Origin of the sequence: Flavobacterium sp. CFBP9031 (assembly GCF_034044945.1) — a bacterium.
Classification (GTDB): Bacteria; Bacteroidota; Bacteroidia; order Flavobacteriales; family Flavobacteriaceae; genus Flavobacterium.
Map to the genome: position 1 here is coordinate 296,471 of NZ_JAXCWF010000003.1, position 25,361 is coordinate 321,831.

Here is a 25,361-nt window from a genome sequence, read left to right on the forward strand (position 1 = left end):
TTTTATGTTTGGTGTCTAGATAATTAAAAGATCAATTTTTTATTGGCATTATATTTGGATAAATGTAAAAAATACAATTAAACCTTTTGCGTTTTTTAAAGTCTTACTGATCTAACTAACCTAATTTTATGACCAGAATTTATTCATTACTATTGTTTTTAGCCTTTGTATATTCGGCAAATGCCCAGAACAATATTGTTATTAAAGGAACTGTAGTCGATATTAACTCGCAACTTCCGCTAGAACTCGCCACCGTTTATTTTACAGCGGTAAAAGATTCAACCATTATTGAATATGCTACGACCGATAAAAACGGAAATTTCATTATCAATACTAAAAAGTATGATAAGCCCGTTTTTCTGAAAGTAAATTATACGGGATACCAAGCGTATTACGAAGAACAAAAAGGACTTACAGAAAGTAAAGATTTTGGTAAATTGTACATGCTTGAAAATGCAAATGTCTTAAATGAGGTAATCATAAAAAGCGAAGCACCGCCGATTACCATCAAAAAAGATACATTAGAATTTAACGCCGGATCTTATAAAGTGCGTCCAGATGCAAATGTGGAAACTTTATTGAAACAGTTGCCAGGATTTGATGTTGACAATACAGGAAAAATTACCGTAAATGGACGAGAAGTCAATCAAGTTTTAGTGAACGGAAAAGCATTTTTTGATAAAGATGGAGCTATTGCGATTAAAAACCTTCCGGCAGATATTATTAAAAAAGTTCAGGTTTCTGATTTTAAAACCAAAAAAGAAGAACTTTCTAAACAAGAATCTACTTCAGATTATTCGAGTATAAATATTACAATCGACGAAAAGAAAAACAAAGGGTATTTTGGTAAAGTACTTGGAGGATATGGTTCAGACGAACGCTATGAAAGTAGTTTGATGATGAATTTCTTTAAGAACAAACAAAAAATTAGTGTTTTAGCATCTTCAAATAATATCAACTCAACCGGATTCTCTATGGATGAGGTGTTTGATAATATGGGAGGAGGAAGAAATGCAAAAGGAGGCAGTCAAGGTGCGAGCAGTGGAGGAAAAGGGATTACACAGTCGACTTTGGCTGGGATTAATTATTCTGACGATTGGACAAAAGATTTGGAGTTTATGAGCAGTTATAACTTTACAAATGCGGTGACTAAAAATGACAGCAAATCCAACCAGCTTAGTTTTTTGCCAACGGGAAATATCTTGACAGAAGCCGATTCTAAAACTAGAAATGAAAATACAGGAAACAAGGCCAATTTTGAATTAGAATACAAAATCAATCCTACGATGCAGATTGTTTTTGCTCCTAAATTGAATTTATCGGAATCAAATAGTAATTCGTCTTCTTCGACTTTCTCTGAAAATGAAAATGGCGATGCGTTGAACGAAAGTACGGCAACATCGCATGCCGAAAGTTCAAATACAAGTTTTGCCAACAGCATTAATTTCAACAAAACGTTTGAAAAAAAGTCGCGAAATTTAAGTGTAGTTTTTAATAACAATAACACTAAAAATGATTCGAACGGTATCAATATTTCTGAGACGATTTTCTATCAGGATAATAAACCGAGCGACGAAAGAAATCAGAACGCAAAAAATACTTCAAAAAGCGATGCTTATTCACTAGATTTAGAATATACAGAGCCAATTACAGATTCGCTTCGCGTTCGTTTTGGTACCGATTTTGACTGGCAAAGTTCGATGAACGATCAAAAGACATTTAATTTTGATGATGCTTCACAAGACTATTCAGATTTAAATTTGTCCTTAACAAATTATACCACATCCAAACAAAATTCGATTACACCAAAAGTTGGTATCAGTTGGCAGAAAAGTAAATACACGCTTAATATCAATTCTAGAACATCAATTGTAGAGTTTGATAATCATTCTTTTTATTTAAATCAAACAACCGATTTGAATAAAAGATACATGCTTCCGTACGGAACGGCACAACTTCGATATAAATTTAATCGTTCTAAAAATTTAACTTTTAAATACGATTATTCTAATGCGCTTCCGTCGGCAACACAATTAATGCCAGTTGCAGATTTAAATAATCCGTTGAATAGTGTAATTGGTAATCCAAATTTAAATCCGATTGAGAAAAATACGGCAGGAATCGATTTTAAAAACTTTGACTTTAGAACACGTTCTGGCTATAGCCTGTTCCTTAAAGGAGATTACTACAATAATGATATAGTTTCAACTTCTATTTATGATGATAGCGGAAAAAGAAATACAACTTATGTAAATATTTCGGGAACGTATTCGGCTTCTGTTGGAGGAAACTGGAATCAGCAGGTTAAAAAAGATGCTCATACTTTAAGATATGGCTTGCGTTTAAGCGGTAATTATAATTTTGATAAAGGATTTACAAATGCTATTATGTACAATGCAAAATCGGTTGTAATTACGCCAAGTGTTTATGCTTCTTATGATTATGGAGAAGTGCTTTCAATCGCGCCATCTTATAGTTTATCGTACAACGAAACACGATATGAAAACTATTCTAGAGATGCGACTTCAAACGTAATTCATAGAATTAATTTGCAGACAACATCCTATTGGCCTGCTAATTTAATTTTCGGAAATGATTTTGGATATACTTATAATTCTAATATCTCAGACGATTTCAAAAAAGATTTCTTCCTTTGGAATACGAGTCTTTCTTACGGATTTTTGGATAAAAAATTATATGCAAAAGTGAAAGTGTATGATGTTTTAAATCAAAACCAAAGTGCCACAAGAACCATTTCGCCAACCTCAATTCGAGATGAAGAAAATACAGTTTTAAAACGCTACGTAATGTTTTCTCTAGCCTATAAAATTGGAAACTTTGCTGAAAGCAAAAAAGGAAGAAAACAGAGAGGATCGTGAGTTTTTTTTAGGTTCTGAAGTACTGAGAAGCTAAGGTTCTAAGGCTCAAAGATTAAAAAAACCGAAAATCAAATTTTTGATTTTCGGTTTTTTTATTAGAAAATCTAAAATCTAAAATCTAAAATCTAAAATCTAAAATCTAAAATCTAAAATCTAAAATCTAAAATCTAAAATCTAAAATCTAAAATCTAAAATTTCCGATTAATTCTATGGTAAACCGTGAATCGGATAATATCACGATCGTAAAAATCTACACCGCTGGCGCGTCTTTGAAAGTTCTTTAAATAACCCAGCTCCAAACCAAGATTTGGATTGAAATGATAACGTAAAGCAACGTAAAAACGGTTTTGATCGAAAGTATTTCTACGATTATCTTTTCCGAAATTGAATAACACTTCGTCAGAAATAGTTCCTTTTATGCTTCTTCCTTCTTTTTCCCAAAGGGTAAACATAGATTGTAATCGGTATCTAAATCGGTAAGCAAATGAGAATTCGTCTAAAAGTCCATTTTTATCTGCTTTTTGAATGAATCGTTCTTCGAGCTGAAAGCGATTATGAAAAGTTATTTTGGCAATATCATTAATTAAAGTAAGATCTTGCTGTGCACGATATTCGGGAACAGAATAATCAGGGTCAAGGTTTGGGTTTTGAGTATTGACGCTAAAAAAAGCAAATCCAGCACCAAAATCCATCATATTAGTCGCTCTGTAACGAGCTTGAGACCGTATAACGAAAAGATTTTCGTGAACAGGGTTTACAAAGCTTCGATTATCAAATTCAGAATGAATAGCCCATTTTTCGGATAACGGAAAAATATTATAGTATCGAATCCAGGTCAAAGTCTGCTGGTCGATATTTCTTTGATTTTGCCCAGTAATTAGCTGGCAAAGAAAGATTATGGTAAAAAGTAATCTAAAAGATCTGTTCAAAAACTATAAATTCAGGCTGCGAATTTATACAAATGATCTTATTTCCGTCTATTTTAAAATTTGATTTGAAAGTTATTTTGTGAAATAAAAAAAAGGGACACATTTTAAAATGTATCCCTTTTTAATACTAAAACTAACTAACCATCTTACAGTGAATACTTGAATGTAACTCCGTAAGTTCTTTGATCACCAAGAACTCCAGCATATTGACCTGAGTTACCACCTGCAGGCAATAATTGCTCGTAGTAATCTTTATTGAAAAGGTTTCTTCCCCAAATCTGAATAGATAAACCTTGCGAAGCACGGAAACCTAAACGAGCATTAAAGATTGCATAACCTTGTACGACTAAATATTTTGAAGCCGAAGGACTTGAAGAAAATTCAGAACGAGCATATCCGTCAGCGGCGAAGAAAATTTTTCCAGCATTACCAAAGAATTTTGCTTTATCCGAAAGTTCACCTCCAAGAGAACCTGCCCATCTTGAAGCTCCTGGCAATTCAGTTCCAGAAACATCTTTGAAGGCAACTGGCGCTCCAGTTTCTTCTAACGGAAGTGGCGCATTAGTAAACTTCACATATTTACCATCTGTATAAGTTGCCGCTCCATTAATTGTTACATGCGAATTGATAACAAAACTTGCATCCAATTCTGCACCTCTTACACGTACTTTATCTGCATTGGCAAGATATCCACGGTTTACACCCAATTCAGCTGCCTGAACGTTAGTTTGGAAATCTTTGATATCAGTATTAAAGAACGTTAAATTGAAAATTGAGTTTTTAAACGGAGATGTTTTTACTCCAATTTCATAATGATTTACCTTTTCTGGCTTAACCACTGCAAGGTCTGTCATTGGCTGTCCTGCTGCGTTTGTTGGAAGACCTGCTACGTTAACTCCAACTGGCTTGTAACTTTTTGCATAAGTTGCATAAGCATTGATTTTGTCTGATGCTTTATAAGTAAGCGTTAAGTTTCCAGAAAAGTCTGTATTGTCAGTATCTGAGTCAAATGCCTGATCAGAGTAAACCGATTTTTTCAAAGCCAATAAGGCAGGATCTGTAGTTTGAAGTCCTCCATAAGTTTTACGAGAATAACTTGCATCTTTTTTATCAAAATTATATCTCAAACCAGGTAAAATGTGGAATTTCTCTGTAACAGCCCAATCAAGCTGTGCGAATACTGCAGCACTAGAAGCTCTAATTCTTGCGTCAGTTTTAATTCCGTATCCTTCAAAAAGACCTGGAGTTTTCCATAATGGACTAGTTGTACTTTGAGAGAATCTCCATTGTGCATTTCCTGATTCTTCTGTACCATCTGTCTGAGAGGTCTGATCGATAAAGAATACTCCTGCAACACCACTAATTTTTGAAGTTAATTGTCCAGCATAACGAACTTCTTGTGTAATCTGAGTTTGTCTTGTTGGGTTTTGAGATTTAGCTAAAACTTGTAATCCTGTAAAATCTCTATCGTTTGACGGATCCCAGTTCCAGAAACGCCATGCAGTTGTAGAAGTTAGAGTTCCGCCTCCAATTTTTGTATCAATGTTTAAAGAAACACCTCCTAAATCTTGTCCAGAACGCCAAGGTGTATCGTGATCTATTTTACGGTCAAAAGCATTTAAACTTGGCAATTGATAATTTAAATCTTTAATAATAGCATCAAACTGACGGTATGCAGCCCTTTGAGTAGGGGCAACACCAGCAACAACCTGCGCATATCCGTCAGGACGCTGTGTTGTTAAATCTCCTGCAAAAGTAATGTTTGTATTTTCAGTAGGAGTCCATAATAATTGTCCTCTAAAACCTTGATTGTTCAAAGTATTGGTTGGTCTTCCTGTCGCAATGTTATCAATTAAACCATCACGTTGTGTACCTGAGAAAGATAAACGACCAGCGACTTTTTTTCCTAATGCTCCAGTGATAGAAGCTTTAGCTTGTAAAAAGGCATAATTTCCGTAACTCAATTCAAAATCGGCACCAGTTGTAAAACTTGGTTTGCGAGATGTAATATTAAAAGCTCCAGAAGTTGTGTTTTTTCCGAATAAAGAACCTTGTGGACCACGTAATACCTCGATTTGTTCTACATCGATAAAATCTAAAGTAGTTGCTGCAGGACGAGCATAATAAACACCGTCTACGTAGAAACCAACTCCAGGATCGATACCATCGTTGGTAAGTCCGAATGGTGAACCTAAACTTCTAATGTTGATTCCAGTATTTCTTGGATTAGAAGAATATAATTGTACAGAAGGAACCAATTCTTTAATACGGTTTACGTTGAAAGCTCCTGCTGCTTCTGCTTGTTTTCCTGTAACTACAGAAACGGCAATAGGTACGTCTTGTACTTTTTCAATTCTTCTTCTTGAAGAAACTACAACCTCAACAAGTTTGTTTTCTTCGCGTAAAGTCACCAATAATGGTGAAGCAGGGATAGCTGTAATTTCAAGCTCAGCAGTATTATAACCAATGTATTGAACGAGGATTGTAAGTGGTAATTTTCCTTGTGATTCTATCGAAAATCTTCCCTCAGAATCTGTAATCGCGCTAAAAGTGGTTCCTTTAATTACCACATTGGCTGCTTCTAAAGGAATATTTTGATCTGTTGTAACAACCCCGTCAATTTTTTGTGCGAATGAGATTGAGAATGTTAAAACTGCAAGTAGTGTAAGTATATTTTTTATAGATGTCTTCATTTTTTATATTAAGTATATATGATTAGTAGAATTTAAAATTAAATTTTTTTTACCAACACATACACAGCATAGATGAAGCAGTATTCACAGTTGTGAAATTATAATTATGTTTTTTTTGCAAAAGATTTTGTCCACCTGATTTACTAGAATGTACTTTCATGAGTTAAAATTTTGTAAATGATTAGTTAATTATTTTTGGCAAATATATATAATTAATTCTATCGATTTACTAGACTTTAGAAAATATTTTTTTATTTTTTTACCAATGAGGCGATTGTGATGCCTTCCATAGCCTTCAAAGTTTTATCTCTAATTAGCATTAAACCGTGACGAAGACTGCATTCAGACTCGGTTTTACAATCAGAGCAAGGCTCGTAAAAATTTAAAGAAGCGCATGGCAAAAGGGCAATTGCACCGTCAAATAATCGGTGAATTTCTGCCAAAGTGATATCATTTTTGGATTTAATTAGATAGTATCCGCCAAATTTTCCCTGCTTACTGCTTACAAAACGGCCGCGTTTTAGATCTAATAAAATCTGCTCTAAAAACTTTTTAGGAATGTTAGCGCCATCAGCGATTTCTACAGTTCTAGAAATGTGATTTTCGTCTTGTTCTGCTAAATAAAGTAAGGCCTTAAGGGCGTATTTTGCTTTATGTGATAACATCTATTAATAAATTGTAAAATGTAAATGTATGATTTTTTAAGATTGAAACCTAAACTTGAAACCTGAAACGAGGAAAATTAGAACCAGAATAAATTACCAGCCTCCGCTAGATCCACCGCCAGAGAAACCTCCACCGCCAAATCCGCCTCCGAAGCCACCGCCTCCGCCAAAACCACCGCCAGATGATCCGCCGCCGAAGCCTCCAAATCCGCCTCCTCCGCCACTTCTTCCAAGATTACTCAGAATAATAACATCGAGCAGGCTAGGGCCTCCGCCGCCATTGTTGCCAGAATTTCCTCCTCCGCCTCTTTTATTTCGAGCGAGTAAGATTAAAACAATTACAACAATTACAATAAAAGGCAGAATAGGAAAATCTTGTCCTTTTGCTTGTTTGCGTTCGCCTTTGTATTTTCCTTTAAAAACATCAATAATAGCATCAGTTCCTTTATCAAGGCCGTTGTAAAAACTACCTGCTTTAAACTCAGGTATAATAATATTTCTGATGATTGTTCCGCCAATACCTGCCGTTAAACGATCTTCCAGACCGTATCCAGGATTGATGGCAATTTTTTTTTCATTTTTAGCTAAAAGAATGACCACTCCATTATCATCTTCTTTAGTTCCTCCAATTCCCCATGTTTGCCCCCATTTAGTTGCTAATTGGCTTACATCTTCTCCTTTTAAACTCTCAATTGTAATTACTACGATTTGAGTAGTAGTTGAATCAGAGTAACGAATTAGTTTTTCTTCTAATTGTGCCTTTTCTGTAGAACTTAAAATGTTAGCGTAATCGTAAACAGAAGTCTGGAAACTTGGTTTGGGTGGAATCTCAAATTGCGCAAAAATAGCATTGCTGATAAATAATGCGATAAACGAAAAAGTAATCTGAAAAATTCTATTGGAATTTGGGATTTTAATTTTGGAATTTTTCATTATTTATCCTTTTGAGATTTCGTTAGATAGTTCGTTTACATCATCTTCCTGAGACGGAAAATATTTTTTGAGCTGTTCTCCGGCATTCAAAATACCGTCAACAATTCCTTGTTTAAAATTGCCGGATTTAAAATGATTCACCATAATGTCTTTGGTACAATCCCAAAAATCGTTAGCTACGACATCATTAATTCCTTTGTCTCCACAAATCACAAAGTTTTTATCTTCAACTGCAAAATAGAGTAATACTCCATTTTTCAATCTGGTTTCATCCATTCGTAATTCATGAAAAACTTCTAAAGCCCGATCAAAATGGACTTTAGAAGTTGTTTTTTCTATATGTACTCTAATTTCGCCAGAAGTATTGTTTTCGGCCACGCGAATTGCTTCAACAATTTCATGCTCTTCTTCTTTGGTTAAAAAATCTTCTACTTTTGACATGAAAATGATTTTAGAGTTTAGATTGTAGATTTTAGAATTTTACTTCAACAGGTTTATCAGCTCCAGTAGAGGCTTCAAAGTATGGTTTTTCTTTGTATTCGCTCAAGAACCAGTTGTTTGGAATCTTTAAAACGTATCCGTTGTAAACTTGTACAGCTTCATTAAAACGAGTTCTAGCAGTTAAAATTTGGTTTTCAGTACTTGCTAATTCGTCTTGTAATTTTAAGAAATTCTCGTTTGCTTTTAAAGTTGGATACTGCTCAACAGATACCAATAATCTTGATAATGATGAACTTACGCCACTTTGAGCTTGGTTAAATGCTGCTAATTGTTCTGGTGTAACATTGCTAGGATCGATAGTTACCGATGTAGCTTTGGCACGAGCTTCAATTACTGCTGTCAAAGTTCCTTTTTCAAAGTCAGCAGCACCTTTTACAGTGTTTACTAAATTCCCGATAAGATCATTACGTCTTTGGTAAGCCGTTTGAACATTTCCCCATTCTTTATTAACAGCCTGACTGTGTTGCAAAGCAGTATTTTTAATACCAATCGACCAAAATGCGATAATAGCAATAAGTGCTACAATAATTCCTACAGGGATTAACCACTTTTTCATATTTGTTTTGATTTAAGTTTATTTCTATTTTTAATTACAATTCGTTTTTGATGTCGTTCAGTTGCGTTTTTATCGACTCTAATTTACGTATTATTTCGAATTTATCTAACGTTTTCTTCTGACCCTCTTTTAAGTGTATTTTGGCACCTTCAAGCGTAAAACCTCTTTCTTTTACTAAATGATAGATTAATTGAAGGTTGGTAACATCTTCTGGAGTGAACATTCTATTTCCCTTTGCATTTTTTTTAGGTTTTAGAATGTCAAATTCGCTGTCCCAAAATCGTATCAAAGAGGCATTGACATTAAAAGCTTTGGCAACTTCGCCAATACTGTAATATCTCTTGTCTTTAGAAAGTTCAATATGCATGATTTGTTTTTTTCTATTTTATTTCAAAAATACTATTTTTTCGTGATATTAATCTAATGATTGGTTTTCTTGGTTTGCCATTTGCGAAATCGCCACATATTCTACAGCCGAAATATTTCCGTAATAGAAATTCAGCGGATTTACGACTTTTCCGTCTTTATGCACTTCATAATGACAATGCGGACCTTCAGATCTACCCGTACTTCCAACGAAACCAATCACATCGCCTCGTTTCACTCTTTGCCCCGGACGGCAGTTGTATTTACTTAAATGCGCATATAAACTTTCATATCCAAAACCGTGCCTGATCACGATGTGGTTTCCGTATCCCGAAGCTGTATTGTCAGCTCTTTCTACAACACCGTCACCTGTTGCATAAATGGGAGCTCCAGTATTGGCGGTAAAATCCATTCCGTTATGCATTTTTCTCACTTTCGTGAAAGGGTCAATTCGGTATCCAAAACCTGACGCGACACGTTTTAAATTTTCATTTCGAACTGGCTGAATGGCAGGAATCGCTAACAATAAATTTTCTTTAGCTCCAGCTAATTTTAAAATATCATCTAAAGATTTAGACTGAATGGCCAACTGCTTCGATAGTTTGTCGACTCTTTTGGTTGCATTTAAAACCAATTGAGAATTATTATATCCTTCTAGCGCTTTGTATCTGTCAGAACTTCTAAAACCAGCTTTCCGAATCGAATCTGGAATTTCAGCTTTGTTAAAATATACACGGTAAATATTATTGTCACGTTCTTCTAATGCATCTGCGGCAGCGTCGATTTCGTCCAGTTTTTTATTTAAAATGGAATATTGCAGTTTTAAATTTTCAATTTCACGTGCCTGTAAACGATCTTTTGGGGTTTCGAAATAAGGCGTGTTTATTAAAAGTACAAAAACTAAAAATCCAAATAGTGCTGAAGCCAATAAAAACAGGAATGCGTAACCAATTTTTATTCTTTTTCTGGTTTTTATTTTCGTATAAGCCAGATTTTCTGAGTCGTAATAATATTTTACTTTCGCCATATTTTAAAATACGCTATTTTTGCACCTTGTAAAATGAGTTAGTCGAACGAAACTGCTAAATGTTTCAGTTGTTCGACACTTTTTTACAAGGATTAATGATTAGATATTGGGGCTATTTTATCATTAGATAATGCGCAAAGTAGGTAATTTATTGTTTAAATTATAAGTTTTTTAATTACATTATAAAAAACTTAACGCATCATCAAATGAATAAATTAGCTAATTATCTAATTTTCAAATTGACACATTAAAACAGACACATTTTCTAATTAAAATATGAAATCACAAGACGTACGTAAACAATTTTTAGATTTTTTTGAGAGTAAAGGTCATACTATTGTTCCTTCAGCTCCTATTGTACTTAAAGACGATCCAACCTTAATGTTCAACAACTCGGGAATGGCCCAGTTTAAAGAATTTTTCTTAGGAAACGGAACTCCAAAAAGTCCAAGAATAGCCGATACGCAAAAATGTCTTCGTGTTTCAGGAAAACATAATGACCTTGAAGAGGTGGGTATTGATACCTACCACCACACTATGTTTGAAATGTTAGGAAACTGGTCTTTTGGTGACTACTTTAAAAAAGAAGCAATCAACTGGGCTTGGGAATTATTGACAGAAGTGTACAAAATTCCAAAAGAAAATCTTTATGTTTCTGTTTTTGAAGGAAGTAAAGAAGATAACGTTCCGTTTGATCAAGAAGCTTGGGATATTTGGAAAATATTAATTGACGAGGATAGAATTATTCTTGGAAATAAGAAAGATAATTTCTGGGAAATGGGTGACCAAGGGCCATGCGGACCTTGTTCTGAAATTCACGTTGATTTACGTTCTGCAGAAGAAAAAGCTTTAGTTTCTGGAAAAAGTTTAGTGAACAACGATCATCCGCAAGTTGTTGAAATCTGGAACAATGTATTCATGGAATTCAACCGTAAAGCAGATGGTTCATTGGAAAAACTTCCTGCACAGCACGTTGATACTGGAATGGGATTTGAGCGTTTGTGTATGGCTTTGCAAGGAAAAACATCAAACTATGATACTGATGTTTTCATGCCTTTAATTAGAGAAATCGAAACCATTACTGGAGCAAAATATACAACTAATGATGTAACAGACATTAGTGAAGAACAAAATAAAATGAATATTGCTATTCGTGTAGTTGCAGATCACGTTCGTGCGGTAGCATTTGCTATTGCTGATGGACAATTGCCTTCTAACACGGGTGCAGGATATGTAATTCGTAGAATTTTACGTCGTGCTATTCGTTACGGATTTACTTTCTTAGGAACAAAAGAGCCATTTATTTTCAAATTAGTTGAAACTTTAAGCGAGCAAATGGGAGATTCTTTCCCAGAAATCAGAACACAGAAAGCACTTTGTTCGAATGTTATTCGTGAAGAAGAAAACTCTTTCTTAAGAACATTAGATCAGGGATTAATTCTTTTGGATGCTGTAATCTTAAATAATGCAGGAGATACAATCGACGGTAAAAAAGCTTTTGAATTGTATGATACTTACGGTTTCCCAATCGATTTAACGGCTTTGATTCTTTCAGAAAAAGGATTGAAATTAGACGAAAAAGGATTCCAAGAGCAATTACAATTACAAAAAGAAAGATCTCGTGCAGCTTCTAAAGTAACTGCAGGTGACTGGAATGTAATTGTTGAAGATGAAATTCAGGAATTTGTTGGTTATGACAGATTATCACAACAAGTTAAGATTACGAAGTACCGTAGAGTTGAAAGTGCAAAGGATGGAGAAATTTTCCAATTAGTTTTCAATGCTACTCCATTTTATGGAGAAAGTGGAGGACAAACTGGAGATAAAGGATATTTAGAAGCGCAAAACGGAGATATCATTTATATCATCGACACTAAAAAAGAAAACAACCAAACGATACATTTAACACAATCGTTGCCAGAAAATATTACAGCAACTTTTAATGCTGTTGTAGATGCAAACCAAAGAGCTAAAACTTCGTCAAACCACTCGGCTACGCATTTATTGCACCAAGGTTTACGCAAGATTTTAGGAACGCATATTGAGCAAAAAGGTTCGATGGTAAGAAATGCTTCTTTACGTTTTGACTTTTCTCATTTTGCTAAAGTTACTGATGAGGAATTATTAGAGGTTGAAAACTTTGTAAATGCAAGGATTCGTGAGAGTCTACCATTAATAGAGAAAAGAGCGATTCCGAAAGAACAGGCACTTGAAGATGGAGCGATTGCTTTGTTCGGTGAAAAATATGGTGATTTAGTTCGTACCATTAAATTTGGAGATTCTGTCGAATTATGCGGAGGAACTCACGTTGCAAATACATCTGACATCTGGCACTTTAAAATTGTTTCTGAAGGAGCTGTTGCTGCTGGAATTAGAAGAATTGAAGCTATCACAAGTGAAGCTGCAAAAGAATATTTTGAGTCTCAAGCAATTTCTTTTGGAGAAATTAAAGAAGTGCTTAAAAATGCGCCAGATCCTGTAAAAGCGATTCAAGCATTACAAGATGAAAATGCTCAATTGAAAAAACAATTGGAAGTTTTATTGAAAGATAAAGCTAAAAATATGAAAGCTGATTTGGCTAAAGAATTACAAGAAATCAACGGAGTTCAATTCTTAGCAAAACAAGTAGATTTAAACCCAGAAGGTGCAAAAGATTTAGCTTACGAATTAGGTGGTTCTTATAACAACTTATTTGTAGTTTTAGCAACTGCTCACGAAGGAAAACCAATGTTAACTTGCTATGTTTCTAAAGAAATTGTAGCAGAGAAAAACTTAAATGCAGGACAAGTAGTTCGTGAATTAGGTAAATACATCCAAGGTGGAGGAGGAGGTCAGCCTTTCTTCGCGACGGCAGGAGGTAAAAATGTTGATGGAATTGGGGAAGCGCTTGCTAAAGCTGTGGATTTTGTGAAATAAAGATTCTAAGATGCTAAGGAACTAAGGTTCTAAGTTTTTTTATATATTCAAAAAAGCCGAGAGATTGTAAAATCTCTCGGCTTTTGTATTTTATAGTATTTTCTCATTTTAAGTCATTTCAACGAGGAGAAATCTCCACGAGAAGCTCGACAAAGATTGGATTCCGGTTGCGGAGTTACTTGCGGAGATTTCTCCTTCGTCGAAATGACAAATAAGGCATAAAAAACTTAGAACCTTAGTTTCTTAGCACCTCAGAACCTTTAAAAAAAACTACTTACGCTCTCCAATTTGCTGGCGCCACATAGCATAATAAAGCCCTTTCTCAACAATTAAATCTTCGTGTTTGCCTTGCTCGATGATTTTACCTTGCTCTAAGACAAATATTCTATCAGCGTGCATAACAGTTGATAAACGATGTGCAATTAAAACAGTAATTCTGTTTTTATCTGAAATATTTCGTATCGTATCGTTAATTTCTTCCTCGGTAATCGAATCTAAAGCAGAAGTCGCTTCATCAAAAATCAATAAATTCGGATTTCTCAAAATAGCTCTTGCGATAGATAGACGCTGTTTTTCACCTCCAGAAACTTTAATTCCGCCTTCACCAATTGTAGTATTTAAACCATCTTCGGCGCGTCTCAGAAGTTTGTCACAGCTGGCGCGTTTTAAAGCATCATAAAGTTCTTCGTCGGTTGCATTTGGCTTGACGAATAATAAGTTTTCGCGGATTGTTCCAGAGAATAATTGTGCATCTTGAGTTACGAAACCAAGCTGTTTTCTTAAATCTAGTAAATCAATTTCTGTAGAATCAATATCATTGTATAAAACCTGACCTTCTTCTGGAGTATACAATCCGACTAACAATTTTACCAAAGTTGTTTTTCCAGATCCTGACGGACCTACAAAGGCAACGGTCTGACCTTGTTTGATTTCGAAATTGATATTTTCAACGGCTTTAAATTTGGCAGTTTTATGCTGAAAACTCACATTTTCGAAAAGCAGTTTCTGAATTGCACCAATATGTATTGGAGTTTTTGGACGGAATTCTTTTGGAGCGTTCAGTAAGTTTTTGAAATTCTCCATTGAAACTTTTGTTTCGTTCAAAGCGATGATGAAGTTTCCTAACTCCTGCAAAGGGCCAAAAATAAAGAAGGTGAAGAATACCATTGTCAATAAATCTCCAACGATAATTTTTCCTCCAAACAAGAAATAATACAAAGCAAAAACAACACAAGTTCTCAAGAAATGAACGGTTGTTCCTTGAATGAAACTTAAACTTCTAATAAATCTTATTTTTTGTAACTCTAGTTGAAGAATCTTAAAAGTATTTAAGTTTAAACGTTTTTCTTCCTGATACGTTAAGCCAAGACTCTTTACCAATTCGATGTTTCGTAAACTTTCGGTAGTAGAACCTGCCAATGCATTGGTTTGATTCACGATTTTTCGAGAAACAACTTTGATCTTTTTTCCTAAATACAAACTTACCAAAGCAATAATTGGAGCAGTAATTAAAAAGATAATTGAAATTCTCATATCAATTCGGGCTACATAAACGATTACGAAAATGAAACCAATAATAGTTTGGAAAATTAGAGAGATAGAAAGTGTAATCAGTTTTTCTGAATCGATTCTAACCTTTGTCAATTTGCTTAAAGTTTCACCGCTTCGTTGATCCTCAAATTCGGCGTAAGGAAGATCTAGAGACTTTTTGATTCCGTCGGTATACATTTGCGCACCGGTTCTCTGAATTACCACATTGGTAAAATAATCCTGAAAGTTTTTGGTAATTCTGGAAATCATGGCAGCACCAAGTGAAAGCCCAAGCCAAAAAGCTAAAGATTTTATAAATCCGATTTCATTTCCTTTGTATTTTGCCAGACCGACGCCACAGTCCTGCATTAATTTTCCTGTAATTACAGAGTCAGATAAACTGAAACAAATGTTGATAGTAGCCATTATCAAAGCAAAAAACAGAAGCATTTTATGTTTGATAATGTAGGTATATAATAATTTCATATAAGATTTTAAAAAAAATGGAAGATGCAAAAATAAGGAATTGTTTTAGTTTGTGAAGTTCATTTTTGTTATTAAAAATGTAATTTTTTTACAGGTGAATTAACTGATGGAGTTTTTAAAGTTTTTTTACGTGTTCAATTTTTTTTACTCAAAAATAATAGAAGTCATACAAGAGGTATTGTGTTTTAAGATGCATGTCTTTTAGAACGTTTTCTTACCAAGTGATCCTTTATGTTGTTTGTTATTAGTGTATTAATGATCTTTTTAATTGTAAAATATGCTTCGATGAGGAATCCCGTAAGGTTTTGATTTTTGATTGTACTACGTTTGCTCCATTAAGAATTTTAACCAAATCAAAATGAAAAAATTATTATGCCTTTTTGGTGCTTTAGCACTAGTTTTGACATCGTGTTCAAGCGATGATTCATCAAGTTCTTCAGATCTTGTTTTACTAAAAAAAACTGTTATTACAAATCCAGATGGAGATAAAGCTACCATTAATTATAAGTACGACGGTAACAAAATAGTAAGTGCAACAGATGATACTGGATTTTTTAATCTGCATTATACTTATACAGGAGATTTAATTACAAAAATTGATTTCAAACTTCCTAATGGAAAATCAGAACAAGTAAATACTTTTACATACACTACTGATGGAAAGCTATCAACTTTTGTAAGAGTTGAATATGAATATGAGGAAGGAGTAGCAGTATTAAGAGGATATAAGGAAGTTTATACGTATAATACAGATGGTACAATTTCAGTGAAAGGATATTCAGGAAATGATGTTTTACAAAATGTTCCTTCTGGAACAGCTACAATTAAATTTGTAAATGGTGAAGTAAGCGAAATTACAAGCACTAACTCACCAGATCATAAATACACTTATGATAATAAAAACAATGCAACTAAAAATATTTTAGGAATGGATAAAATCGCATTTGTTGATGGAGAAGCAAATGGAGTTAAATTCAATATCCTAACAGATACAGCAGATGGTGATTTATGGGGAAACAGCACTTTTACCTATAATGATCAAGGATACCCAACTAAAGAAGTTAATACAGGATCTGATAGTTTAGGTAACACTGAATATTTTTATTAAGAGCCAACTTTTTACCTATAGAGCCAGATTTATCTGGCTTTTTTTATTGCTAAAAATAATCGAAATTTGTTTAAAATGTTTAAGTCATGCAATTCAGAACACAAATCCCTATTTCAAAAAGTAATTCGCCAATCGATTATAATTCGAAAATACTTTCTATAGGTTCTTGCTTTGCTGAGAATATGGCGGAGAAATTCGATTATTTTAAATTTCAGAATGAAACAAATCCGTTTGGAATTATATTTAATTCGGTCTCTATAGAAAAATTATTTGAACGAATTTGTAAAGAACAATGGTTTGAAGAAAAAGACGTTTTCTTTCATAACGAACGCTGGCATTCTTTTGATGTGCATTCTGATTTAAGTAATGCCGACCGACAAGAATTGCTTGAAACTTTAAACAAAGCAATTTTAGAAACGAACAAACAATTAAAAGAAGCCACTCATATTATCATCACTTTTGGAACTTCATGGATTTATAGAAATCTAGAAAAAGACGAAGTTGTTGCTAATTGCCACAAAGTGCCTCAAAAACAATTTTCGAAAGAATTATTATCGGTTGAAGTGATTCAGAAAAGCATTCAAAATACAATCAATTTAATTCAGTCTTTAAATCCAAGCATCCATTTCATTTTTACGATTTCTCCGGTGCGACACATAAAAGATGGTTTCGTAGAAAATCAATTAAGCAAGTCTCATTTATTTACAGCCTTGCATTTTGTGTTGAAAACCGAACACTTAAAACGGAACACTGAATACTTTCCTTCGTATGAAATCATGATGGATGAACTTCGCGACTATCGTTTTTATAATGAAGATATGCTACATCCCAATCAAATTGCGATCGATTATATCTGGAAGCTTTTCAGCGAAAATTACATTTCTCAGGAAAGTTTGACAACAATGCAGGAAGTTGATGAAATCCAGAAAAGTCTTCGCCACAGAAGCTTTAATCCAGAATCTGAACAGCATCAAAAATTCTTGGCCCAACTCCAGCAAAAGATAAACCTCTTACAAGAAAAGATTTCTCATATCAAATTCTAACTATAGTTATTTAAAAAGAACTTCATGACTTAGCGCCTTTATGGCAAAAACGACAATAAAATTTTAGAATAATTCCTCATAATTGTGTAAATTGTTAAGGTTTAAATTTTACATTTTTGTAAAATGTGTAACTCTGCTTTTTTCAGAAGCAATTTTAATCTAATCCGATTTTATTGACGTATGAATAAGAAACCTGTTTATTTTCTTAAAAAAACACTTCGTATCCTTATGTGGTGCGTGGTTTCTGTAGTTGCACTTTTATTACTTCTTATTATTCTAATTCAGGTTCCTTCGGTACAAAATTTCGTTAAGGACAAAGCGATTACTTATCTTCAGGGCAAGATAAAAACTAAAGTTTCATTAGATCATATTTCGATAAAATTCCCCAAAGATGTAGTTCTGGAAGGTTTTTATTTTGAAGATCAAAAAAAAGATACTTTGCTGGCTGGTAAACGATTAGAGGTTGATGTTGACCTTTTTAAACTCGTTAGCAGTGAACTCGAAATCAATTCGGTTTCGCTTGAAAATGTAAAAGCCAATATTTCCAGAAACAAACAAGGCGTTTTCAATTTCGATTATATCATAAAAGCATTCGAATCAAAAGAACCAAAAGTTGAAGATCCTAATGCAAAGCCTTTCAAAATTTCGGTTGTAAAAGTAAACCTCGATCAAGTTAAATTTAACTTTAAGGATGATTTCGCTAAAAATGACATTCGTGTAAACCTGACTCATTTTGATACCAAATTCAAAAAATTTGATTTGGATCAGATGGATTTTAATATTCCGACAATCAATTTAAACGGATTGAAGGTGATTTTAGATCAGGATGTAGTCGAGAAAATTGCTGAAGTTTCAGTAAAAACGGTTGATACAATTTCGAAGCGTCCAGACTTTAAATTGGCATTAGATAAAATAGCGTTGTCTAAAATCGATATTTTATACGATAATAAAGATTCAAAACTCAATTCTGGCATTCGTTTAGGCAACTTAAATTTAGCTGTAAACGAAATTGACCTGAACAAACAGCTTTTGGATTTTGATACTTTCGAAGTAAAAAATCTAAGCGGAAATCTGCGATTGGGAGCAAAAGACAAGCAAATTGACGCACCCAACTTAGATACCACAGCCATAAAGCAAGTAGGCTGGAAAGTAAAATTGAACGAAACCAATCTAGAAAACATTGCTTTTAAATTTGATGATATGCAGTCCAAACCGAAAACAAAAGGATTGGATTATGCGCATCTTGATTTGAGTAGATTTAATTTTAAAGCCGAGAAATTATATTATGGAAATGATACCATTTCTGGAAATATTAAAACATTGACTGTTAACGAAAAAAGCGGTTTGCAGATTCAGGCTTTCAAAACCGATTTCTTTTACGGTCCAAAAAATGCTTCTTTAGAGAATTTATATTTAAAAACGCCACAAACTCTTGTTCAAGATAAAGTTAAGGCGCAATATAAATCACTTGAATCGCTTCAGAAAGATTTAGGAAATCTGGCAATTGATGCTAATTTAAAACAATCAAAAATTGGTTTTAAAGACATTCTCTTGTTTGTTCCAGATTTGCAGAAAACAAATCCGTTTAAAAGCAATCCAAATGCGATTTTGTATGTAGACAGTCGCGTGAGCGGAAAAGTAAAAGATTTGACTATTTCGAAATTTGAAATGAGCGGAATAGGAACGACAAAAGTTTCGCTTTCTGGGAAAATCGCTGGGCTTCCGGATGCTCAAAAAGCGTATTATGATTTAAATATCAAGAAGATTTCGAGTACTTCAAAAGACATTAACCTGTTTGTGCCTGCGGGAACAATTCCGAAAAATATTCAACTTCCGTCACAGTTAAGTTTGCAAGGAAAATTTAAAGGTTCAGTTCAAAATTTTAAAACGAATCTGGCTTTAAACAGCAGTTTCGGAAATGCAAAAGTTGATGCGTTATTCGATCAGCGCATTAAGAAAAGAGAAAAATATGATGCAAACGTTTCTCTGCAGGAATTCGATTTGGGGCGATTAATTAAAAACGACTCCATCGGAAAAATTACGCTTAAAGCGAAAGTAAAAGGAAACGGTTTAGATCCGAAAACGGCAAATGCTTTTGTTGACGGAATTGTTCAGAAAGCGATTTTTAATAAATATACCTATAAAGATTTAACGCTGAAAGGAAATATCGAAAACGGTTCTTTTGCGGTAAAATCAGGAATGGAAGATCCTAATTTGAATTTCAATTTAACAGCTTCAGGCGATACAAAAGAGAAATATCCAACCGTAAAACTGAAACTAAATTTGGATATTGCCGATTTAGAAAAACTAAATCTGCATGCAGGACCAATGAAACTTCGCGGAAATGTCGATGCCGATATAACCAATAGCAATCCAGATTTTCTGAACGGAAAAGTATTTCTTTCGAACATTCAGATTTTGCAAGATGCCGAACCGATTGTTTTAGATTCAATTCGTCTTTTGGCTTTTGCAGACAAAGACAGCAATTCGATTAAAATTTCGTCTCAATTTTTAAAAGCCGAAGTAACAGGAAAATACAAACTCACGACACTGGCAAATTCGATTCAAAAATCATTATCAAAATATATTGATCTAAAAAATCCAAAGGTTAATGCAGAATCAGATGAACAGAGATTAGCCTTTACTTTGAAAGTCGACAATGATCCTGTGCTTTTAAAATTATTGCCAAAATTAACAGGCTTAGAACCTTTTAGCATAACAGGAAATTATAATAATCAGACAGATTCTTTGACTGTAAAAGGAACCATTCCAAGAATTGTTTATGGAGGCAATACCATTTCGGACGGGAAAATAAACATCGAAGCCAAAGAAAATGCTTTAGAGTACTCGATTTCTGTGGCAACAATTGAAAGCGGTTCGCTTAAAATTCCGTTTACAAGTTTATCAGGAAATGTGCAGAATAATATTTTGACTTATGCTCTTGAAGTAAAAGATGCCAAAGAGAAACAGCAATATTTTATAGCAGGTGAATTTAAGGCTGAAGATTCAAAAAACATTGTAAAACTGGATGCTGAAAACTTTATTTTAAATTATGATAAATGGAATGTAGATCCAGAAAACAAGATTGAGTTTGGAGAAAAAAGACTTTATGTCGATAAATTCAATTTGAATAATAACGGAAATGAGTTAAAAATTCAATCGCAAGGAACACAGGACAATGCGCCGTTGCAAGTCGATTTTGTTAATTTCAAAATAGAAACCATTATGAATATGGTTAAAAAAGACGAATTGCTTATGCAAGGGTTGATAAACGGAAATGCATTGGTTGAAAATGTGATGACAAACCCGACTTTTACTTCTGACTTAAAAATTGATGATTTTACTTTTAAAGGTTCAAAAGTCGGTGACTTAGAAATAAAAGTTGACAATAAAACAGCAAATACGCTTGCTGCAAATGTAGCTTTAAGTGACGAAGGAAATGATTTGAAGCTAACAGGAGATTATTTGATGGATACTGGGAATTTTGATTTTGATGTGGCTATTAATAAGTTAAACATCAAAAGCATCCAAGGTTTTAGCATGGGTAATATTACTGAAGGACAAGGCTTTTTATCAGGGAATTTTAAGCTTACAGGAAACACTTCTGCTCCAAAAATTAATGGAGAATTGAATTTTAATGATGCTGGTTTTAGGGTAACACAGCTCAATTCGTACTTTAAAACTAAAAATGAGAAAATCACTTTTAGCAATGAAACGATCTCATTTGATAAATTCTCTCTTTTTGATGAGAATGACAACGAATTGTACGTAAACGGAACCATTCAGTCTCCAGACTTTGTGAAATACAATTTCAATTTGCTAGTTGAAGCAGACGATTTTAGAGCCATTCATTCAAAAGCAAAAGACAACGATTTGTTCTATGGAGATTTATTCTTAGATACCAAATTGAATATAAAAGGAAACTTGGATAGTCCGGTTGTTGATGGAACGCTAAAAATCAATAAAGAAACCAAGTTTACGGTGGTGATGCCACAATCAGATCCTTCTATTGCAGATCGTGAGGGAATTGTAGAGTTTGTTGATGAAGACAATATGTACCTCAAACAAACAGTTGATCTTCAAAATAAATTAGATCAATCGGAACTGAAAGGAATGGATGTGAATGTTGCTATTACAATTGATAAAGAAGCCGAATTAACGTTGCTGATTGATAAAGCAAACGGAGATTATTTGAACTTGAAAGGGGAAGCGGAATTAGTTGGAGGAATTGATCAATCTGGAAAAACAACTCTAACTGGGAAATACGAGTTTTCGGACGGAGCTTATGAAATGAATTTTAATGGAATCAAAAGGAAATTTGATATTCAGAAAGGCAGTTTTATTACCTGGAATGGTGAACCCACAATGGCAAATGTCAATATTACGGCTATTTATAAAGTTGATGCGGCACCGATTGATTTACTTGGAAAACAATTACAAAGTGAGACTCAGGCGGTACAAAACACTTACAAACAAAAACTTCCGTTTCAGACTTTATTGAAAATGAACGGCGAATTGATGAAACCTGAAATTTCTTTTGGAATTGTATTGCCGGATGGAAATTATAATGTTTCTACAGATGTAGTTACAATGACGCAAACCAAGTTGAAACAGTTAGAACAAGATCCCGCAGAATTGAATAAACAGGTTTTTGCCCTTTTATTATTAAACCGTTTTGTAGGCGAAAATCCGTTTGCGAGTCAAAGTGGGGGTATAAGTGCTGAAACCATGGCGAGACAAAGTGTAAGTAAAATACTTTCGCAACAATTGAATAATCTGGCAGGAGAATTAATCACAGGAGTTGAAGTCAATTTCGATTTAGAATCGTCTGAAGATTACACGTCTGGGACGATGCAAAATAGAACCGATTTGAATGTGGAGGTTTCTAAAAAACTGTTGGATGACAGATTAAAAGTAACGGTTGGAAGCAGTTTTGGAGTAGAAGGTGCAGAACGCGCCAATGAAGAAAGCACCAATATTGCTGGTGATGTCGCTTTAGATTATCAATTGACAAAAGACGGCCGTTATATGGTTCGTGCCTACAGAAAAAATCAATATCAAGTGGCAGTCGAAGGGCAGGTTGTAGAAACAGGTGTTGCTTTTATTATCACGATGAGTTACAATAAATTTAGAGAACTTTTCCATCGTACTGAAAAAGAAAAAGAATTAATTCGAGAAGAAAAAATCCGCAAGGAAAAAGAGAAACAAAAAAAGAAAGAGCAGAAGGAAAAGGAAAAATTGCAAGAGAACGAAGACGAAAAAACAATTGAAGGAAATGAGCAAAAGACTTAATCATAGAAATATATATTTAAAGTATATCGCGCTGCTTTCCTTATTTTTTGCTTTAGGATGCAGTAATACAAAATATCTTCCAGAAGGGGACTTGCTTTATACAGGCGGTTCGGTGAAAGTGAAAGATTCTATCATGAAAAAGAAAGATAGAAAAGCGCTACAAACCGAGTTGGAAGGTCTTCTTCGTCCAAAACCAAATAAAACGTTTTTAGGGTTACGTCCAAAATTATGGTTTTATAATATTGCTGGGGAACCCAAAAAAGATAAAGGATTTAGATATTGGCTTCGCAACAAAGTTGGAGAAGAGCCAGTGCTTTTTAGTAAAGTCGATTTAGATTATAATGCTTCAGTGCTGCGAAATTTTACTGAAAATAGAGGTTATTTTAAAACTCGTGTCAGCGCCGATTCTACTGTAAGTAACAAGAGAGTAACGGCAGAATATACTGTGGTTCCAAAAAAGCAATATATTATTAAAAGCGTCACATTTCCAGATGACTCTTTAAAGATGTCAAAAATAATTGCAAGATCAAGTAGACGCAGTTTGCTCAAAGTGGGCAAGCCGTATGATTTGGATGTTATAAAAGCAGAACGGGAACGTATTGATGCCAGACTGAAAGAAAAAGGGTATTACTATTTTAATCCAGATTATCTTCTGGCGAAAGTAGACAGCAGTAAAGGCGATCATGAAGTAAAAATTAGATTGGTTATTAAAGATGAAACTCCTGTAAAAGCATTAAGAGCTTATACCATAAATAACATTTTTGTTTATCCCAATTATTCTCTGGGAAACGACAGCATGGTTTACAGAAAAAAGAATATTACGCAGTACAAAGATTTTACCATTATTGATACGGCAGAAACGTTTAAGCCAAGAGTTTACGACAGAACAATCTATTTCAAAAAAGGGGATTTATACAACCGAACCGATCATAATTTGACTTTGAATCGTTTTGTGAATTTAGGAACTTTCAGTTTTGTCAAAAATGAATTTAAGCCTTCAGACAGTATAGACAATGCTTTAGATTCGTATTATTACCTAACACTTTTGCCTAAAAAGTTTATTCGTGTTGAAGTTATCGGGAAAACCAATTCAGCAAGTTATACCGGTACCGAATTAAATTTAAACTGGAACAACAGAAACTTTTTGCGTGGTGCAGAATTGTTTACCGCTTCAATTTTTGGTGGTGCCGATTTTCAGCTTGGAGGTGTAAATAAAGGGAAAAATATTTATAAGCTTGGAGGCGAAGTCAGCTTGACCTGGCCTAGATTTATTACTCCTTTTAATATTGAAGGCAATAGCGAATATGTACCGAGGACTAAAGCAACTATTCGTTACGAATATCAAAAACGAACGCAGTTGTATGCCTTGAATTCTTTTAATACTTCGTTTGGATATTTGTGGAAAGAAAACATTCGTAAAGAACATCAGTTAAATATTATAGATGTGACTTATGTGAGTCCGAATCATGTTACGCCAGAATATCTAGCTGATATCGATAAAGATCCGGCATTAGGAAAAGTAATCGAAAAACAGCTGATTTTTGGGCCAACGTACAATTATACGTATACCAATACGATGCAAAAGCGCCGAAAAAACACAATCTATTTTAATGGCGAATTGGATTTGGCGGGAAATCTTACCGGATTGATTACAGGGGCAGATTATCCAAATAAGGTTAAAACTATATTTGATGTCCCGTTTAGCCAATATGTAAAAATCAGATCCGATTTTAGACATTATTTAAAACTCGGAAAAGAAAGCGAATTAGCCAGCAGATTGATTGTTGGAGCTGGATTTGCTTACGGGAATTCGAATACGCTTCCAGCATCCAAACAGTTTGTTGTAGGAGGAACAAATAGTATTCGAGCGTTTAGAGCACGAACTTTAGGGCCGGGAAGTTACGTTATTCCACCAGAAACAACTGATAATTATACACCAGATCAATCAGCCGATTTGAAGTTGGAATTTAATACCGAATATCGTGCAAAGCTATTTAGTATTGTTAGAGGTGCGGTGTTTTTAGATGCTGGAAACATTTGGTTGCTGCATGCTGATCCGAACAAAGCTGGTGCCGAAATCTCAAAAGATTTTATGAAAGAAATTGCAATTGGAGCAGGAGCAGGTTTACGTTTCGATTTATCGTTTTTAGTTTTAAGAACAGATTTGGCCATTCCGCTTCGAAATCCTGCCTTGCCAGACGGACAAAGATGGGTAATTGACGATATTAATTTTGGAAGCAGCTCGTGGAGAAAAGATAATCTCATTTTGAATATCGCTATCGGATATCCTTTCTAGGTTTATTAGCCACGACTCGAGCGATAGCGAACAGGCGAAGCAATTCACGAATTTTCGCTAATTTCTTTGTCTATAAAATTTTTCAATTTCACAAATTTTAATTTGTGAAATTCAATTATTAGTATCCACATAGATTAGCGA

15 protein-coding genes are annotated in these 25,361 nt (G+C 34.1%); 6 read left to right on the forward strand and 9 right to left on the reverse strand.

Features of this window, described 5'->3' with window-relative positions:
- The first annotated feature begins 128 nt into the window (after positions 1 to 128).
- Entirely contained in the window at positions 129 to 2,879 is a 2,751-nt protein-coding gene (locus SOM12_RS07105; protein WP_320492894.1) for an outer membrane beta-barrel protein, read from the forward strand.
- A 188-nt stretch (positions 2,880 to 3,067) separates the two neighbouring features.
- Here the strand turns inward: SOM12_RS07105 and SOM12_RS07110 are convergent, their stop codons facing one another.
- The 8 genes from SOM12_RS07110 to SOM12_RS07145 form a co-directional block, all read right to left on the reverse strand.
- Positions 3,068 to 3,808, reverse strand: coding sequence for a DUF2490 domain-containing protein (locus tag SOM12_RS07110; RefSeq protein ID WP_253251770.1), 741 nt, complete (start codon positions 3,806 to 3,808; stop codon positions 3,068 to 3,070).
- Positions 3,809 to 3,954: 146 nt separating this feature from the next.
- The gene (locus tag SOM12_RS07115; RefSeq protein WP_320492895.1) at positions 3,955 to 6,501 is read right to left on the reverse strand and encodes a TonB-dependent receptor; all 2,547 of its coding nucleotides are present in this window, start codon (positions 6,499 to 6,501) and stop codon (positions 3,955 to 3,957) included.
- 251 nt (positions 6,502 to 6,752) lie between these two features.
- Entirely contained in the window at positions 6,753 to 7,166 is a 414-nt protein-coding gene (locus SOM12_RS07120; RefSeq protein WP_012023964.1) for an RrF2 family transcriptional regulator, read from the reverse strand.
- Between the two features lie 93 nt (positions 7,167 to 7,259).
- A complete protein-coding gene (locus SOM12_RS07125) occupies positions 7,260 to 8,099 on the reverse strand; it encodes a TPM domain-containing protein (protein ID WP_320492896.1) in 840 nt (279 codons plus the stop codon).
- A gap of 3 nt (positions 8,100 to 8,102) precedes the next feature.
- Positions 8,103 to 8,540 (reverse strand): TPM domain-containing protein, encoded by a 438-nt coding sequence (locus SOM12_RS07130; protein WP_095928712.1) that lies wholly within the window; start codon positions 8,538 to 8,540, stop codon positions 8,103 to 8,105.
- A 31-nt stretch (positions 8,541 to 8,571) separates the two neighbouring features.
- Entirely contained in the window at positions 8,572 to 9,156 is a 585-nt protein-coding gene (locus tag SOM12_RS07135; protein ID WP_095928713.1) for a LemA family protein, read from the reverse strand.
- 34 nt (positions 9,157 to 9,190) lie between these two features.
- A complete protein-coding gene (locus SOM12_RS07140; RefSeq protein WP_026730479.1) occupies positions 9,191 to 9,523 on the reverse strand; it encodes a MerR family transcriptional regulator in 333 nt (110 codons plus the stop codon).
- Positions 9,524 to 9,571: 48 nt separating this feature from the next.
- On the reverse strand, positions 9,572 to 10,549 hold the full coding sequence (locus SOM12_RS07145) for a M23 family metallopeptidase (protein ID WP_320492897.1): 978 nt from the start codon (positions 10,547 to 10,549) through the stop codon (positions 9,572 to 9,574).
- Between the two features lie 276 nt (positions 10,550 to 10,825).
- On the opposite strand from SOM12_RS07145, the gene alaS reads away from it, so the two are divergent.
- On the forward strand, positions 10,826 to 13,465 hold the full coding sequence (gene alaS, locus SOM12_RS07150) for an alanine--tRNA ligase (protein ID WP_320492898.1): 2,640 nt from the start codon (positions 10,826 to 10,828) through the stop codon (positions 13,463 to 13,465).
- Between the two features lie 270 nt (positions 13,466 to 13,735).
- Here alaS and SOM12_RS07155 read toward each other — a convergent pair whose 3' ends face one another.
- On the reverse strand, positions 13,736 to 15,481 hold the full coding sequence (locus tag SOM12_RS07155) for an ABC transporter ATP-binding protein (RefSeq protein WP_320492899.1): 1,746 nt from the start codon (positions 15,479 to 15,481) through the stop codon (positions 13,736 to 13,738).
- A gap of 358 nt (positions 15,482 to 15,839) precedes the next feature.
- On the opposite strand from SOM12_RS07155, the gene SOM12_RS07160 reads away from it, so the two are divergent.
- The 4 genes from SOM12_RS07160 (at position 15,840) to SOM12_RS07175 (ending at position 25,220) form a co-directional block, all read left to right on the forward strand.
- On the forward strand, positions 15,840 to 16,589 hold the full coding sequence (locus SOM12_RS07160; protein ID WP_320492900.1) for a hypothetical protein: 750 nt from the start codon (positions 15,840 to 15,842) through the stop codon (positions 16,587 to 16,589).
- Positions 16,590 to 16,675: 86 nt separating this feature from the next.
- Positions 16,676 to 17,632: a GSCFA domain-containing protein gene (locus tag SOM12_RS07165; RefSeq protein WP_320492901.1), complete on the forward strand. Its 957-nt coding sequence runs from the start codon at positions 16,676 to 16,678 to the stop codon at positions 17,630 to 17,632.
- Between the two features lie 180 nt (positions 17,633 to 17,812).
- Entirely contained in the window at positions 17,813 to 22,924 is a 5,112-nt protein-coding gene (locus tag SOM12_RS07170; protein WP_320492902.1) for a translocation/assembly module TamB domain-containing protein, read from the forward strand.
- On the forward strand, positions 22,908 to 25,220 hold the full coding sequence (locus SOM12_RS07175; protein WP_320492903.1) for a BamA/TamA family outer membrane protein: 2,313 nt from the start codon (positions 22,908 to 22,910) through the stop codon (positions 25,218 to 25,220). The genes SOM12_RS07170 and SOM12_RS07175 overlap by 17 nt, the downstream gene beginning before the upstream one ends.
- The last annotated feature ends 141 nt before the right edge of the window (positions 25,221 to 25,361 follow it).